The following is a 16312-nucleotide window of genomic DNA, read 5'->3' as shown; positions in this document are numbered from 1 at the left end:
TTTGTGTGAGAACTTAAAGATTAACCGTTCGCTATTTTTTTTGCCAGAAATTTATATCCAATGTTCAACACGCCCTAATAAGGTTTTTAACGGTGATCATTTAAATACTCTCTTTGCCTTATTTAGCTGATGAGACAGTGGTTTTGAAACAGTATTTTTATTTTAGCGTCGCGATAAGATTAGAGCAAAATTTCTCTGATGGTGTTTTTTTTACTCGCTAGCAGACAAGGGGTATTACTCATCTTTATCGCTGAGCAAACCATATTATTAGCCAGCTCCTCTACTACAATCGATTTAAAGAGTAGCTCGTGATTAATATAAACGCAGCAACGATTAAGTGCAGTTGTACGGCGCTTATGCTGTATATTTGTCTCAATAATTTATTCATGACCTTACCTATGTTTCATATGGTTTTATAGCCAGTCTTTTAATCACTAACTCATTTTATAGCGATGAAGGAATCATCCGATTTATACCCTTCGCGCTGTGGTGCGTCTTTTTTTAGAATGATGTTTGAAGTGCGTGTTTTATCTTCTAAAAAGTAGCTACCTATGCGTTAAATGATAAAAAGACGGTTGTGCTAATGGTTATATATTTGATATTAGCAGCGCCATATGTAAACAAGATGACAGCGACCTTATGCTATTTATCAGGCTGATGTGATCTAAAATGTAACGCCAGTTTATGCCACTTATATAGCCATACGCTTTTTATAACTATATAAGCCGCATAAATTGATTAAGCATTTTTATGGTATGCAGGATGGCTAAAATCAGGAGACATCCATGCAGCGTATTACTTACCGTGTGAAAGTATCTGCTCAAGGGGCCAAACGCCGTATTTCTTATTTACTGCGTCCATCTAAGCGCTTACTGCACACCAAAAGTAACTTCGTTCCAGCAGTTGCACCTATCAAAGTGACTGGTTGCGCCAAAACCAAATTTTCCAAAACCAAGAAATTGGCACAAGTATCAAGCATCGCTCTGCTCTCTTTACCGGCTGAGAGCTTGACCACGATGAACGCGCCCGTGCCCGCCTATGTACATGTTATGTTAGAAAACACTCTAACGGTTGCTGCTGTACCGGGTGACAGCACCTACTTTGCAACCGACGGCTTTCAGCACGGTTTTGGCTATGATTTAGTGCGTAGCTATGCAGATGGGCTTGGCGTCAACATCAATCTCAAAGCCTATGCTAGCGAAGAAGCAGCTCTCAGAGCTTTAAAATCAGGCGATGCCGATATGGCTTTGACCACCGCCAGCACCCAGCTAAAAAGCCAGCTAGACTTAGCCTCTGTTAATGTGAGCTGCGGCTATGATGCTAGCTTAACTAAGAACGGCTTACACCCTAAAGTTAGTTGGACATTTAATTCCGCTAATGACCCGTTATCACAAAAAGCCAGTTACTTTTTATGTGATAGTATTAAGCTTGAACACACGCAAAAATTGGCGGCGTTTTATAATCAGAACTTATTAAAAGACGCTTATAGCCAAGACCATTTTAAAAAGACCTTGACAGAAAAGTTGCCTGATTATCAGTCATCGTTTCAAGAGCAAGCGCGCAATTATAATCATGATTGGGAGCTACTGGTCGCCATGGGCTATCAAGAGTCGCATTTAAATGCCAATGCCGTCTCTCCGACTGGCGTGCGCGGTATCATGATGCTGACCAATAATACCGCTAAGGCGATGGGCGTCTCTGATCGCGTTGACCCGTATCAAAGTATTGGTGGCGGCGCGCGTTATTTGGAGCAAATGAAAGCCGATTTCGCTGATGTACCAAAAACCGATCGCATCTGGTTTGCCCTTGCCGCTTATAATATGGGTCCAAATGCTGTAAAAGGTATCCAGCGTAAATTGAGCGCCAATGGCATCGATGATAAAAGCTGGGCAAACATATATGCTTATTTGTCAGAAAACAGAGCGTCAAACAGCCGTTATGGTCAGGCCATGCATTATGTGAGTAATATTAGAAGTTATCTTGAAACCATTAAAACCCAAACGGTTTAATATGATTTTGCTAAAGGCTCTAAACCTTGAATAAAGTCTTAAATCTTGAACAAAATAATGCCAACAAAAAAGCTGCTCTTAATTAGAGCAGCTTTTTTTAATGCTTAAAATTTGTCAAATGCGACTACATTCTACATTAGCGATTCGGTACGGTTAAACGTTGACCGCGTTGCAGCATGGTATCGACAGCGATATTGTTCATATCAGCGAGCTCTTTGGTAGATACGCCATACTTACGTGCTAGGCCAATCAAACTGTCACCCGAGCCTACGGTATAGCTGACGGTTGCTTTTGGTACTTTGATGGTCTGCCCACGTTGTAACTGGGCGTTGGTCGCCAAATTATTGGTCGCCGCCAAATCCTCTACCGATATCCCAAACTGACGCGCTAAGGCAATAAGACCATCGCCCGCTTTTACTTTATAGCTCTCAGTATTACCAAGTTTTTTGCCGCTACTGCTTGCGGTTTCTGCACTGGCGCTGCTGGTGCTCTTGTTACTGGTGCTACTAGTATTACTGTTAGACGTACTAGTAACACTGACCGTACCATTTGCAGGAATGGTAATCGTACGACCCAATATCAGATTAGAATTGGTTTTCAAATTATTGGCGGCGGCCAAATCACTTAAACCGATATTATAGCGCTGCGCCACGCCCGTTAACGTATCGCCTGATTTCACTTTATAGCTGACCGCTTTGTCATTAAGTTGACGATCGACCAAATCTTTTGAAACCGGCACTTTGATTGTCTGACCACGTTGTAAGCGTGCCCTAGCATCAAAGTTAGGGTTAACGGCTGCTAGCTCTTCAGGACTGATACCGACACTATTTGCAATACCGATTAAAGTATCGCCCGATTTGACCTTATAGTTGGTCGTTGCCACTATACTTGTAGGACTATTGGTTTTCACAGGATTGCTAGCGCTACTTGAGCTAGTATTTGCGGCAGTAAAGTCTACATTGGCAGGCACTTTTAAGATTTGACCGACGTATAGTGAGTCCGTCGTACCCATATTATTTAAGTTTGCCAAGGTGGTGGTCGGTACATTAAATTGACGAGATAGCGCAATCAAGCCATCGCCCGGCTTAACTTTATAGTTTTTGGTAGCCGTACTAGATTTACTAGGTTTGGTTGATGGCGCAGCAGGCGTGGCAGCAGGCGCAGTGACTTTACCAGGTACCAACCACAGTTTTTGTCCACGTAGCAAGTCTGCTCTACTGCTCAGATTATTGTATGTGGCGAGCTGAGTCACCGATAAGCCAAAACGATTGGCAGTACCGATTAGCGTGTCGCCACCTTGAACGATATAGCTTTCAGGCTGGCTAGTGGTATTGCTCGCACTACTCAATGGCTCGATAGATTTGGCGTTGTATAGGTATAAAGTACTGCCAGCCAACAGATTGGCACTCGCATCTATCTGGTTCCATTCAGCGATATCACGCCAGCTAACACCGGCACGGCTGGCGATATTCGCCAAGGTGTCGCCGCGCTTGACGGTATAAGTGCTACGCGTGCCTTCTGGTTTTGGTTTGCTAGCCGATTTTTTCGGGAAGCTCAGTTTCTTCTCTTGCCCCGTTGCCTCTAAAATAGACTGCTGCGTCTGAACGGCTGATAGGTTGATATTACCATCGGCGTTGACGACATTGGTTTCAGGCGTACTAATACGAATCTGATTGGCAATGTAATCACGTTCCGCTTTACTTAATGGCGGCTCTTGAATGATGGTATTATTTTGCGTGATTTGCGCCGATGTGGTCGGTAAGCTGTTACTGCTCTTTAACTCAGCGTTAATCTTTTTGGTTTCAGCAGACGTCAGCGGCGGCTCAGTACGGACCGTATTGTTGTTACTATAAACGGAGCTGCTGGTCGGTGAATCTGTTGGCGGAATATAACTGGTGGTCTGCTGTGGTACGCTTGCGCTCGCGGCATACTCTGCAAGGGCGCTGCCGGTAGTCGGTAACGAGCCACTACTGGTATATGGTTTATTATTGTAGCTTGGTGTGGTTGAGCCTGAATAACTAGGCGTTGTACTCGTGCTCGTATTACTAGAAGCTATCACGTTACTGCTACCATTACCTCTTAACGAGCTCAGCTTAGCATCTGTCGTCAAGCTGACATCGTTCGGAATGATAATACGCTGCGGCCCTGATGCGTCGACGCGCGCTGATGTCAGCGCCGTATTCAGCCTTTCTAACTCATCGTAACTAACCCCTGTCACTTGCGACACTTCCGCTAGGCTCACACCATAATTGACCGGTACACTACGGAAATGCTGACGGTTAGCGATAGCAGGCAGATAGACGCCATATTGCTCAGGCTTGGCAACGATTTCGGCAACCGCTAAAAAGCGCGGTACATAGTTCATGGTTTCAGTCGGTAGTCTGAGCGACCAGTAATCGGTTGGCAAACCGCGCGCCGCATTGGCATCGATGGCTTTTTGCACCCGACCAGGACCGGCGTTATAAGCAGCTAGTGCCAGCTCCCAACTACCAAATTGATTGTGCAATGCGGTCAAAAAGTCGTAAGCGGCACGCGTTGATTCAATCACGTCACGGCGACCATCATAGGTGCTAGTTTGATTTAGACCATAAATGCGTCCGGTACTTGGAATAAACTGCCATAAACCTGCTGCGGCGGCACTACTGGTACCACTTGGATCGTAGGAGCTCTCAATTACTGGCAATAACGCAAGTTCGGTTGGAATATTACGGCGCTCAGCTTCTCGAACGGTATGGTAAAGGTAGCGACTGGCACGAGCGGTCAAGCGGTTTAGATAGTCTTGGCGACTGGTAAACCAACCTTTTTGCGCCTCGATACGCTGATTATAAACAGGGCGTCCACCATTCATACGGTAGCCTGCGCGCAAGCGATTCCACAAATCACCATATTGTTGAATAGCAAGTTTATTACCTTCAACCATCGTCATATCAGTCGCTTCTAATAAATCTGCCAGCTCATCTAAGCTTTCAGCATCCAAAAAAGCTGTCGAATAATCAGCGCCCGTGCTTGGTTTAGTCACTTGGGTAGCGGGACGTTTGTTAACCACAGCTGAGCTGCCGGTCGTACCCGTCTTTTTTACCGCTGAGGTATTACTACAAGCACTGATAAGTAAAGTCGACACCGCCAGCGTCAATGGTAAAGCGATAAAGGAGCGAGATTTTGATGACACAGTAGACATGATAGTGGAAGTTTCCTAACAACAATAAGTGATAAAATAAAGTTAATCGACAGTATAGTACGCAATATCAAACAAAAACCAGCCTAATCGTAAAGATAATGCGCAAAAAGTCATTTGCCTTATCTTTTGATGGCTTACTTCATAATACAGAACTTGATATATGACTAATTTTTAGTTGATGGTCACTTGTGAGACCGCGCGTAGAAGCACTGCATTACCCGTAGATAACGTCAGTGTGACCCGCGATGAGGTGACAAATGAAACTTTTTGACCGTCTTTTACCCAGCTTTCATTGGTGGTGACATTGGCTTTAGCTTGGTCGCCCGTAATCACAATGTTATCCACCGTAATATCGTAGCGATAGTTTGACGTATCACGCCAGCTTCTTTGCAGTAGTTGCAGATAAGCGTCTTTATCAAGGCTGGTGGTTTTGCCTTTTCTGGACATCGAAATCAGCGCATCATCTGACACCAAGCGCGCCACTTGGTTGGAGTTTTGGCTATTGGCAGCTGACTTCATAGCAGCGGCATAGTTTTGTACCAGTGCATTGCTCATGGTCGCCGCTTGCGCGTTGATACTTATAGCGCTAGCAGCGGCCACTACCGCTGTCACGCCAGCACTTTTTATCAATAGAGCAATTAGCCCTTTTCCCCATAGTCGTTTCATGATATTCCTTAGTAATACTATTATCATTATCGTCATGTGTCGTTAAAGCCAAGTAATATTATGGCTATAGATTATGGTCATATATTGACTTAAGACATAAATCTATTAGGCCCTTATAATTCTTTTGTGTTTAAGGCTATTTGTGTGTAAAGCTTAAGTCAATTAACGACATATTGTTATGTTAGTTTTAGCCTATCACTCAATTCTCACAGCCATGTGACACCCTGTGTGATTATTGCGAATCTCACGCAAAACAGTGCTGTGCATTTATCTGCTTAATCCAATCTTTAATGACCATTTTTCTCATGCTTATGTTCATTATGACCGTCTTCATAACTTTCATCATCGCTGAGCTTCATGCCTAAACGCTCAACGCGTCTGTCCATCATCTGCCGAGCCAAAGCTTGCATGTCTTCGACGCGATCTATCTCATCGACAATTTCAAGCCCTAATAAAGTTTCAAACACATCTTCTAAAGTTACCAAGCCTTTAACTTCGCCGTACTCACCAACGGTAATAGCGATATGAATTCGGTTTTTTAGCATCAGCTCTAATAAATCAAACAACTTCATCTTTGAAAATACAAAGGTAATGTCGCGCTTAAACTGGGTCAATGGTTTATGAGCGGCATGGTTAAATTTTGCTAAGAGCATGTCGGTTTTTAAGACAAAACCGGTGATGTTGTCCAAATCGCCATCATAAATTGGCAAACGCGAAAAGGTCAGTTTTGGCCGATCAACCAATAAATCAGCGACGGTTTTATGCTCTTCAAACGCCAACATCACTGAGCGCGGTGTCATAATGTCTTCGACTTTAATCGCCCCAAACGCCAATAAGTTACGGATAATACGTGACTCTAATGGATCAATCTGTCCTGATTCTTCGCCGATGCTGGCGAGTGCCGCAAATTCACGGCGGCTAAACGCTTGCGGCTCTTTACCGCGTACCAGTAGTTTGGTTAATTTTTCTGAGAACCAAATCAAAGGATAGAGCAGCAAAATAATACCGCGGACAAAATAAGCAACCATGCCGCCCAATTGACGCCAATAGATAGTGCCTAGGGTTTTTGGCATGATTTCGGATAAAAACAAAATAGCCAAGGTCATGAATGCCGAAAAAAGTCCAAACCAAGCACTACCAAAGACAATCGTTGCCTGTGCACCAGCACCAATCGAACCCAAGGTGTGTGCCACGGTATTTAACGTTAAGATAGCTGCCAACGACTGATCGATATTATCGACCTTTAGGCGTTTTAGCATGTTGGATTTTTTTGGGTTCGTTTCCTGCAAGTCAGCAATATACGACGGCGTCATGCTGAGGAGTGCCGCCTCGGCGAGCGAACAAATGAACGAGATACCAATGGCGATAAGGACAAATAAAATAAGCAGTAGCACGCTACTAGCAGTAGGATTTGCTACCTCACCTGCTGCCCAAACCGCTTGTGGTAGCAAAGAGGTTAGCAATAGAATAAACGCCGAAAACGATTTGCTATTAAAGCGTGTCATATAAGAGCGATCGCTGTCACCCATCGTCGGGGGAGGTTCAGCAGAGGCGTCTTTACGACAAGCGCGAGGACGGTATAAGCGAGGTACAGACATAAAAAAGGTAAACAAGTTAGGTAACCTAAACAAAGAAGAAAAAGGAAATCACAATATATCATGAGCAAGCGCTAGCAGATAGAAAATAATAGCCGATAAATACGAATGCTTTTCTACCCAATCATTAAAAACGCGCTTACATACCTTTATTATACAGCCATTTGGTCTATGATAAGAGCTTGTTTAATATCAATGTTAATAATAGCATTTCGCAATAAATCACCATACTTATCAGTTGCTTATAAATTTATGCCCACGAAATTTTAAACGTATAAAGTTAATATAAATTTACCGTAGCTTTATGTTAACTTAACATTTGGCTTTTTTGTCTGCTCAGTAATTTATCTTTACATCCTTTATAATAAGAAAACGCCCACCATTATAAAGGTCATGGTTAGTCCGTGAGTTTTAACAAAAACGCCCCCAGCCTATGATTAACAGTTACCAAGCCTGAGATTTTTTGTTACTATGCGTGTAAATTTATTCTTATCTATGACTTACTGAGAGAAATTATGAGCTTATTCATTCAAGCGGCCCATGCGGCACCAGAAACTGCCGGCGCTGCGTCAATGTTTGGACAAATCTTGTTGCCGGTTGCCTTTTTTGCCATTTTTTACTTTTTGGTGATTCGCCCACAGTCTAAACGTACCAAAGAACACCGTGCGATGGTCAACGCCTTGACCGTTGGCAGCGAAATCATTTTTGCTGGTGGTCTTATGGGCCGTATTAAGGCATTGGAAGGTGATTATGCGGTTGTGAGCTTAAACAACCATACCGATGTTAAAGTGCAACGTGCGTCCGTGATTTCAGTATTGCCGGCTGGCACCATTGAAAGCGTTTAATTGTCATTTAGAAATTCAATAATTGACAAACTTTTATTGAGCTTAATTGCTGCCAGTTATTAATTATTGGTTGTAATGACTGTAAAATGACCGTACATTATTTACGGTCATTTTTCGCTTTACTGTTTACGCTTAACCGTTTTTTGCTTTACTATCATCGCGGATGATCGCAGTGGTGCGGAATTTAGTACGACTACTAACACACAATAGTAGCTCTCCATTTAATCACCTGCCATTGTTATCGCTAACTTCCCATCTGCTAACTTGTGGCCTGCGTCGCCAGTAGTTTATCAACTTAAAGAAGTGATTATGCAATATCCCGCTTGGAAATACTTACTCATCGCCGTCGTGCTTATCATTGCCGGACTATATGCGGCCCCTAACCTCTATCCTGATGAACCTGCCGTACAGATTACCAGTGCCGCAGCAGGTACACAGCTATCTGAAGGCATCTTAACTGAGTCTAAACGCTTACTTGAAGAGGCTGGTATCAATAATCATGATGGTACCTTTGAGGGCAACAGTGCGCTGGTGCGTCTCGACAATCCAGTCGATCAGCTAAAAGCTCAGGAAGTGCTGCGTCAGAATTTGGGCGAGGACTACGTGGTCGCGCTAAACTTGGCGCAAACTACCCCAGAGTGGTTGCGTGATATCGGTGCAAAACCGATGAAACTCGGGCTTGATTTGCGCGGCGGTGTACGTTTTGTACTAGAAGTGGATATGGATAAAGCGCTCGAGCAGCGTTTGACCAGTGCCAGTCGTGATATGCGCCGTGACTTACGTGCTGAGCGTATTGCGGTTAAAGGTATCAAAACCGAAAAGCGTGGCGTGGTGCTGCATTTCGCTGATACCGATACCCGTAACCGCGCACAAAACGTCCTACAAGGCTCGATGGGTAATACCTTCACGCTACAGTCTTCGATTGATGAGCAAGGTCCTGCGCTGATTTTAGCGTATAACGATGCCACTTTAGATGAAATCAATAGCTACGCGGTCAACCAAAACTTGACCACCCTACGCAATCGTATTGCTGAGCTTGGCGTGACTGAAGCTTTGGTACAATCGCAAGGTGCTAGCCGTATCGTCGTTGAACTTCCAGGCGTACAAGATACCGCTGAGGCAAAACGTGTCCTTGGTCGTACGGCTAACCTTGAGTTCCGTATGGTCGCTGAAGGTGCTGAAAACTATATGGGCGGTATTCCGCCTGCTGGCACTGAAGCGTTCCCCTTTAAAACACTCGATGGTCCGCCAGTATTGCTTGAGCGTCAAGCAATTGTCACCGGTGATAAAGTCACCAATGCTCAGACAGGCATCGATGAAAATGGCTCGCCTGAAGTCAGCATTACCCTAGATAGTGCTGGTGGCAAGCTCATGCAAAACGCTACCCGTACTGCTGTCGGTAAACAAATGGCGGTGTTGTTTATTGAGAATAAACAACGTATCGCTTATAAAGAAGACCCAGCGACTGGTGAGACGGTTGAAGTACGTACACCGTATGCAGAAACCAAAGTCATTAACCGTGCCAATATCCAAGCGGTACTGGGCTCATCATTCCGTATTACTGGACTTGATAGTAGTGCAGAAGCGGCTGAGCTTGCACTCTTATTACGTTCAGGAGCGCTAGCTGCACCGATGTATTTCGTGGAAGAGCGTACGATTGGTCCATCACTCGGTCAAGAAAACATTGAAAAAGGCTTATTCTCTATCCAAGTGGGTTATTTATTAGTTTCCGCCTTTATGATTGTTTTCTATCGCTTATTTGGCGTCATCGCCAACGTGGCCCTAGCAATTAACGTCATTATTATCATTGCCATCATGTCAATCTTAGGCTCATCACTCACCTTACCGGGTATTGCTGGTATTGTCTTGACCATTGGTATGGCGGTCGATGCCAACGTGCTGATCTTTGAGCGGATACGTGAGGAGCTGGCAAATGGTGTCCGGCCAAAATCCGCCATCGTCGCAGGTTTTGACCGTGCTTTTAGTAGTATTTTCGATGCCAATATCACAACCTTACTGGTCGCCTTTATTTTATTTGCGATAGGTACGGGTCCGATTAAAGGCTTTGCGATTACCCTCGCGATTGGTATTGTCAGCTCGCTATTTACCGCCATTTTGGTGACGCGTGCGCTGATACAAATTGCTTACGGCAAGCGCAAATCTATCAAACGTCTGAGCATCGGTTAGGAGAAAACTATGGCTATCGATAATAACAATCCGCTAGAACAAGAAAATAACCCAGATCGAAATGGCTCAAACGGTGAAGCAAATACTACTGGTACGCGCCGCCGTAAAAAACCGCGCCGTGATGGCAAAGGCAGTAATACGCAAGCTAATAATCCTAGAACCTCTAAATTGACCGGTTCAAAAACCCGCCGCGGTGGGAAAGAAAATCAAGCCTTGGCGACCCAAGCATCTGGTAACACAGCAGCGGTTGATCCTAATTTGATATTAGGTGGTTCTGCCGAAGATGCCGCTGCTTACGCAGAAGGTGGTATCAAAGCCATTGGCGATCAACGTATCATCCCATTTATGAAGTTAGAAAAGCCGATGGCACTTCTATCGCTTCTGATGGTGATTGGCAGTATTATCGCCATCGCCGTTAATGGTCTAAATCTAGGTCTTGATTTTACCGGCGGGGTGTCAGCGGATGTGCGTTATGAGCAGCCTGTTGAGCAAGTCGACGTGGTAAACGCGCTAGCTGATAATGGGTTTGACGATGCGGTCGTACAGTATCTAGGTACGCGCCAAGAGCTTTTAGTGCGCTTGCCGCCTCAATCAGATAACGTCGATGGACTGAACGCCAGCCTGAGTAAAGCATTGGCACTGCCTAATAATAACGTTGAAATCAGTAACGTTAATATTATCGGTAGCCAAGTCGGTAACGAAATCTACTTAAACTCGGTTATGGCATTGGCATTAGCATTGGCTTGTATGCTTGGCTATGTTGCCCTACGTTTCCAGTTTAAGCTAGCGCTTGGCGCAGTACTGTCGCTATTCCATGATGCGGTGGTGACCATCGGGGTGTTTGCCTTATTTGGCTTTCCGTTTGATTTAACTGTCCTAGCTGCTGTACTGGCGTTGATTGGTTACTCGCTGAACGATACGATCGTCGTTTATGACCGTATCCGCGAAAACTTCCGCCGCGTGCGTGGTATCACGCCGCGTCAAACGATTGATTTGTCATTAACAGAGACGCTGCGCCGTACGATTATGACCATCTCAACAGTATTGCTGGTAGTGCTAGCGATGTTATTCTTAGGCGGTGATGGTCTATACTGGTTCTCAGTGGCGCTGTTTATTGGTTTACTTGCGGGTACTTATTCTTCAACTTATATCGCAAGCTCTATTCCTTTAAGAATGGGCTTATCACGTGACGACTTTATCGTCAAAGTAAAACCTGAGTTTGAAGAAGAAATCGTCACGTTTAATGATCCAAAAATGTATGAGCAAGACTAACGCTTGTATAAAAGCAAATAACTAGAATTTTTGTTGTCTAGCAAACGTTATCACGATAAAAGCACCTAAACTCTAGGTGCTTTTGTCTTTATACTATTTTTATCCATCTTTTAATGTTATTCGATAAGTCATCACTAAACTTTTCTGTCTTATTATATGGTTATATAAGCGACTAAGCTATGTCATCTACCCTGCCGCCGAGTGCTATGCCGCCTATTGATACTCGCTATGCGCGTATCATCGCGATTGCCTTACCCGTATTATTGGCTAACCTTGCGATGCCACTACAAAGTGTCATTGATACGGCGATTGTCGGTAATATGAATGACACTGCCAAGCTTGCTGGCATGGGCTTGGCTATTCAGCTGCTGTCTTTGATACTAGTCAGCTTTAATTTTCTGCAATATGCGTCATCTGGCCTTTCTGCACAAGCACTCGGTCAGCTGGCTCATAATGATGCGCATAAACAAACGCAATCGCCGCTGCTATCAATTTTGCAGCGGGCTTTGTTACTTGCGTTTATGATTGGCGCAGTGCTACTTATTGCAAAACCTTGGCTCATTGATTTTGGCTTGCAAGCGCTTTCTGCCAATCCTGATAGCGGTCGTGCAGCCAAAACTTATTTGGACGTCCGTTTTTGGGGCGTTATCGCAGAGCTGATGAATTTTGCCTTTATCGGCTGGTTTGCCGGTCAAGGCAAAACCCGCTATATGCTTTATCAGCAAGGCTTTATCGCCCTGCTTAATATTATTCTGACCTTGTTTTTTGTTTATGTGCTGCAGATGGGCTTGGTTGGGGTAGCATTAGGCACGACCATTGCCTTTTGGCTTGGGGTGGTCTTAGCATTGTGGCTCAGCCGTCGACATCTACAAATCTCTTGGCGCGCGTTATTTAATGCTAATAAGGAACATTTTACTAAAGATAAGATGCTTAGGCTATTTTCGTTAAATAAAGATATTTTTATCCGTACGCTTATTTTAACCTTAAGCTTTGCTTGGATTACCCGACTGTCTGCCCAAAGCGGCGATGTCATTTTGGCCGCCAATGCTATTTTATTGCAGGTATTAAGCATCTCAGCCTTCGCTCTTGACGGCGTGGCGGTATCGGCAGAAACCTTGAGCGGACAAGCAGCTGGACGACGCGATTGGCCGCACTTTCGTATTATCGTCAAACGCACAGGCGTGGTCAGTTACGGCCTTGCCATGATGCTAAGCACGATTTGGTGGCTTGCGATGCCAACTTATTTGGATTTTATGACCAATATCGAACCCGTCTTTGCGCTGGCTTATGACTATCACCTTTATGCGGTACTACTGCCACTGGTTGGCGTTGGCGCTTATTGGCTCGATGGAATATTCTTTGGTTTAACGGCTGGTAGCGTCATTCGTAATGCCGCGCTGATATTGGCGCTTATCTTTTTCCCTTTAAGCTGGCTACTCTACCAGCAATGGGATATGACCGGCATCTGGCTGAGCGTTTGGTGCTTATTATTATTAAGATTGATTATCCTCGGTGGATTTTTATATCGTGCCCATCAAACAGGCAGCTATGAAAAATTGCAGCCTGAAGCTTGACCATTAAAGTAATTAGCTAACATGAGGCGTTTAATAAACACAAAAGAGATAATAAACGATACATAAAAGTAAGAAAAATTAGGATATTACGTGACTACTCAATCAAATGAGATTAATCAAAATCAAGCTTATCATTACCATTGGGCAGAAGGCTTTAAAAAAAGCTTGCCAGTCGCCATGGGTTATCTGCCAGCAGGCATCGCCTTTGGGGTGCTCGCACAAGTAGCCGGTGTACCAGTGTGGGCGACTATTATGCTAAGTGTGGTCTTATATGCAGGCGCTGCGCAATATGCTTGTTTGAAGATGCTGAGCGCTGGCGAGGCTATTAGCAGCATCGCCAGTAATATCGCGGCGATTAATTTGCGCCATGTATTTTATGCGGCGCCACTGCTGCATGCGATGCCTAGTAATAAAATCGCTAAAATATATTGTTTATTTGCCCTTACTGATGAGACGTTTTCAGTGATGACCAGCTTACCTCCTGAGACAAGAGCGCGCTTGATTTTGCCTATCAGTCTGTTTAATCAAAGCTGGTGGGTACTTGCTAGCGCTATTGGCGTGATGATTGGCAGTGCACTCAGTGACTTGGTACCGCATTTGGATTTTGCCCTGGTCTGTTTATTTGCGATTTTAGCTTATGAGCAGTTTCAAAGTATCAAACGTTATTTCCCGATTGGCATTGCGGTGATTGCTTTGATGATTGCCTCGTTCTTTACCAGTAATTGGTTGTTATTAGTAGCGATTACGATTTGTATGCTGCTGATTTTAGCGCGTGGTTTTTGGTTACAGCGCAGTGTGCAAGGAGGCAGCAATGAGCAGTAGTTATTTGATTCTTGCCACACTGGCGATGGCAGCCGTGACCTTTATTACCCGTGCCCTGCCCGCTTTAATACCTAAAAAGCTGCTAGATACACCGTGGCTACATCGCTTAAATGAAAGCTTGCCGCTATCTGTGATGGTATTACTGATTTTAACCAGCCTTTCTTATCAAGGTTTGTCAGGCGATGCTGGCTTCCAAGCTGGCTTAAATAGTGCCGAAGTACATTTATTTATGGCACAAATTGGCGCGTTATTATTGGTGCTACTTATCTATCATCTTAGTCGTCAATTGCTGGTCAGCATGATCGTCGGTATCGCGGCGATTAATGGCTTTTTGTGGTTATTTACGCGTTTTTTAGGCTGATTAAAAATTTAGTGTATAGCGTATATTGACCCTAAAAAAGATACAGCGCGGCTGGGATGAATTTTTCGTAACCTCTGTGATAACGGCAAGCAAGGAAAATTTATACCAGCCGCCTATGGCTGTTTATTCATCATTTTATTTCATACTGACCACATTTATTCGTGCTCAGAAAAAAGGCTGGAATCCTTGCGAATCCAGCCTTTTTACTTACTACCATTTTTGAGTTACTTATTCTATTATAACTCTTCTACGCCCATCATATCGACTGGGGTATCAGCAACGATTTGCACGCCTTTTTTGCCTGTTTTGGCGGTGTCGTTACGTTGCTCTTGTAGATGATCGAGATACGCTTCATTGATTTGCCCAGTGATGTAGCAGCCATTAAATACCGCGCAATCAAAGCCTTCAACCTTGCTATGCTTGGTATCTTTTACTGCTTCAATCAAATCGTCCAAATCTTGGAAAATCAAGCGGTCGGCACCGATAATCTCGCGTACCTCTTCAACGCTATGACCTGAAGCAATCAGCTCGCTACGCACTGGCATATCGATACCGTAAACGTTTGGATATTTAACCGGCGGTGCAGCACTGGCAAAAAATACCTTACGGGCACCAGCATCACGTGCCATTTGGATAATTTCATGACACGTCGTACCGCGAACGATTGAGTCATCAACCAAGAGGACGTTTTTGCCCTTAAATTCAAGCGGTACCGCGCTTAACTTTTGACGGACGGATTTTTTACGTTGCTGCTGACCTGGCATGATAAAGGTACGACCGATATAGCGGTTTTTCATAAACCCTTCACGGTATTTGACATTCATTTTTAGCGCCAGCTCCATCGCTGAAGTACGCGAGGTATCAGGGATAGGAATAACCACATCGATATCATGGTCCTCACCCCATTCAGCAAGGATTTTATCAGCCAGTTTTTCACCCATACGTAGGCGTGACTTATAAACCGAGATATTATCCATAATAGAATCTGGACGGGCAAAATACACATATTCAAAGATACAAGGCGTGTATTCTTTTTGCTCAACGCACTGATGCGTATGCAGTTTATGGTCCAAATCAATGAAGATCGCTTCGCCTGGTTTGACATCACGGACAATGCTAAAGCCTGAACCTGTCAACGCAACTGACTCTGACGCTACCATATATTCTGTGCCACCGTTAGCTGCCATACGCTTACCAAAAATCAGCGGACGGATACCGTTTGGATCACGGAATGCTAGCAACCCATGACCCGTAATCATGGCAACCACGCCATAAGCGCCTTCAATACGGCTATAAACCGCTGTCACTGCTGCAAAGATATCCGTAGGCGTCGGGTGGGTTTTATTGATATTTTGCATTTCATGCGCAAGCACGTTTAGCAACACCTCAGAATCTGAATCTGTATTGAGATGACGGCGATCTTCTTGATACAAAGATTTTGCCAAACCTTCAGCATTGGTTAGGTTACCATTGTGCGCAAGGGTAATACCATAAGGCGAGTTGACGTAAAAAGGCTGTGCTTCGGCGCTACTTGAGGTACCAGCGGTCGGGTAACGAACGTGACCGATACCAAACTTACCCACCAGTTTTAGCATATGACGGTTCATAAACACGTCACGTACCATGCCATTTTCTTTACGTAAATAAAGACGCCCATCCTGTAAAGTCACAATACCTGCCGCATCTTGCCCGCGATGCTGCAACATGGTTAAGGCATCATAAAGAATTTGGTTGACCGGCTCATGAGCTGCGACCCCAACGACTCCACACATAGTTGTATCCTATTTTGTACCACACATTGAT

General features: G+C 44.4%; 11 protein-coding genes. 7 read left to right on the top strand and 4 right to left on the bottom strand.

Translation table 11 applies throughout. The features are described 5' to 3' along the window. Positions 1-785: 785 nt before the first annotated feature. Positions 786-2009, top strand: coding sequence for a transglycosylase SLT domain-containing protein (locus FOR85_RS08920; protein ID WP_144297638.1), 1224 nt, complete (start codon positions 786-788; stop codon positions 2007-2009). A gap of 136 nt (positions 2010-2145) precedes the next feature. Here the strand turns inward: FOR85_RS08920 and FOR85_RS08915 are convergent, their stop codons facing one another. The 3 genes from FOR85_RS08915 to FOR85_RS08905 all read right to left on the bottom strand — a co-directional run bounded on the left by FOR85_RS08915 (position 2146) and on the right by FOR85_RS08905 (position 7451). Next, positions 2146-5187 (bottom strand): LysM peptidoglycan-binding domain-containing protein, encoded by a 3042-nt coding sequence (locus FOR85_RS08915; protein WP_144297637.1) that lies wholly within the window; start codon positions 5185-5187, stop codon positions 2146-2148. Between the two features lie 171 nt (positions 5188-5358). After that, positions 5359-5853 carry a nuclear transport factor 2 family protein gene (locus FOR85_RS08910; RefSeq protein ID WP_144297636.1) on the bottom strand — a complete coding sequence of 165 codons (495 nt, stop codon included), beginning with the start codon at positions 5851-5853 and terminating at the stop codon, positions 5359-5361. 287 nt (positions 5854-6140) lie between these two features. Beyond that, positions 6141-7451 carry a hemolysin family protein gene (locus tag FOR85_RS08905; protein WP_144297644.1) on the bottom strand — a complete coding sequence of 437 codons (1311 nt, stop codon included), beginning with the start codon at positions 7449-7451 and terminating at the stop codon, positions 6141-6143. A gap of 512 nt (positions 7452-7963) precedes the next feature. Between FOR85_RS08905 and yajC the strand changes: the two genes are divergently transcribed. The 6 genes from yajC (at position 7964) to FOR85_RS08875 (ending at position 14509) form a co-directional block, all read left to right on the top strand. Next, positions 7964-8293, top strand: coding sequence for a preprotein translocase subunit YajC (yajC, locus tag FOR85_RS08900; protein WP_068408182.1), 330 nt, complete (start codon positions 7964-7966; stop codon positions 8291-8293). Positions 8294-8602: 309 nt separating this feature from the next. Further along, a complete protein-coding gene (gene secD, locus FOR85_RS08895) occupies positions 8603-10480 on the top strand; it encodes a protein translocase subunit SecD (protein ID WP_144297635.1) in 1878 nt (625 codons plus the stop codon). A 9-nt stretch (positions 10481-10489) separates the two neighbouring features. Continuing rightward, entirely contained in the window at positions 10490-11752 is a 1263-nt protein-coding gene (gene secF / locus FOR85_RS08890) for a protein translocase subunit SecF (protein WP_144297634.1), read from the top strand. Positions 11753-11931: 179 nt separating this feature from the next. Then, complete coding sequence (locus FOR85_RS08885) at positions 11932-13326, top strand: MATE family efflux transporter (RefSeq protein ID WP_144297633.1); 1395 nt, start codon at positions 11932-11934, stop codon at positions 13324-13326. 90 nt (positions 13327-13416) lie between these two features. Next, positions 13417-14148, top strand: a complete 732-nt coding sequence (locus FOR85_RS08880) for an AzlC family ABC transporter permease (RefSeq protein WP_144297632.1) — start codon at positions 13417-13419, stop codon at positions 14146-14148. Then, positions 14138-14509, top strand: coding sequence for an AzlD domain-containing protein (locus FOR85_RS08875; RefSeq protein WP_068408190.1), 372 nt, complete (start codon positions 14138-14140; stop codon positions 14507-14509). Before FOR85_RS08880 ends, FOR85_RS08875 begins: the two co-directional genes overlap by 11 nt. A 236-nt stretch (positions 14510-14745) precedes the next feature. Here the strand turns inward: FOR85_RS08875 and purF are convergent, their stop codons facing one another. After that, positions 14746-16281, bottom strand: coding sequence for an amidophosphoribosyltransferase (gene purF, locus FOR85_RS08870; RefSeq protein ID WP_068408191.1), 1536 nt, complete (start codon positions 16279-16281; stop codon positions 14746-14748). Positions 16282-16312 lie beyond the last annotated feature (31 nt).

This window comes from Psychrobacter sp. YGAH215 (assembly GCF_007280595.1).
Taxonomy (GTDB): Bacteria; Pseudomonadota; Gammaproteobacteria; order Pseudomonadales; family Moraxellaceae; genus Psychrobacter; species Psychrobacter faecalis.
This window is presented reverse-complemented; position numbering and strand designations above follow the sequence as displayed.

Excerpts from the sequence above, each read along its gene's own strand:
- FOR85_RS08910 (WP_144297636.1), bottom strand. The coding sequence starts at position 5,853 with ATGAAACGACTATGGGGAAAAGGGCTAATTGCTCTATTGATAAAAAGT.
- FOR85_RS08905 (WP_144297644.1), bottom strand. The coding sequence starts at position 7,451 with ATGTCTGTACCTCGCTTATACCGTCCTCGCGCTTGTCGTAAAGACGCC.
- secF (WP_144297634.1), top strand. The coding sequence starts at position 10,490 with ATGGCTATCGATAATAACAATCCGCTAGAACAAGAAAATAACCCAGAT.
- FOR85_RS08885 (WP_144297633.1), top strand. The coding sequence starts at position 11,932 with ATGTCATCTACCCTGCCGCCGAGTGCTATGCCGCCTATTGATACTCGC.
- purF (WP_068408191.1), bottom strand. The coding sequence starts at position 16,281 with ATGTGTGGAGTCGTTGGGGTCGCAGCTCATGAGCCGGTCAACCAAATT.
- secD (WP_144297635.1), top strand. The coding sequence starts at position 8,603 with ATGCAATATCCCGCTTGGAAATACTTACTCATCGCCGTCGTGCTTATC.
- FOR85_RS08915 (WP_144297637.1), bottom strand. The coding sequence starts at position 5,187 with ATGTCTACTGTGTCATCAAAATCTCGCTCCTTTATCGCTTTACCATTG.
- FOR85_RS08920 (WP_144297638.1), top strand. The coding sequence starts at position 786 with ATGCAGCGTATTACTTACCGTGTGAAAGTATCTGCTCAAGGGGCCAAA.
- FOR85_RS08875 (WP_068408190.1), top strand. The coding sequence starts at position 14,138 with ATGAGCAGTAGTTATTTGATTCTTGCCACACTGGCGATGGCAGCCGTG.
- yajC (WP_068408182.1), top strand. The coding sequence starts at position 7,964 with ATGAGCTTATTCATTCAAGCGGCCCATGCGGCACCAGAAACTGCCGGC.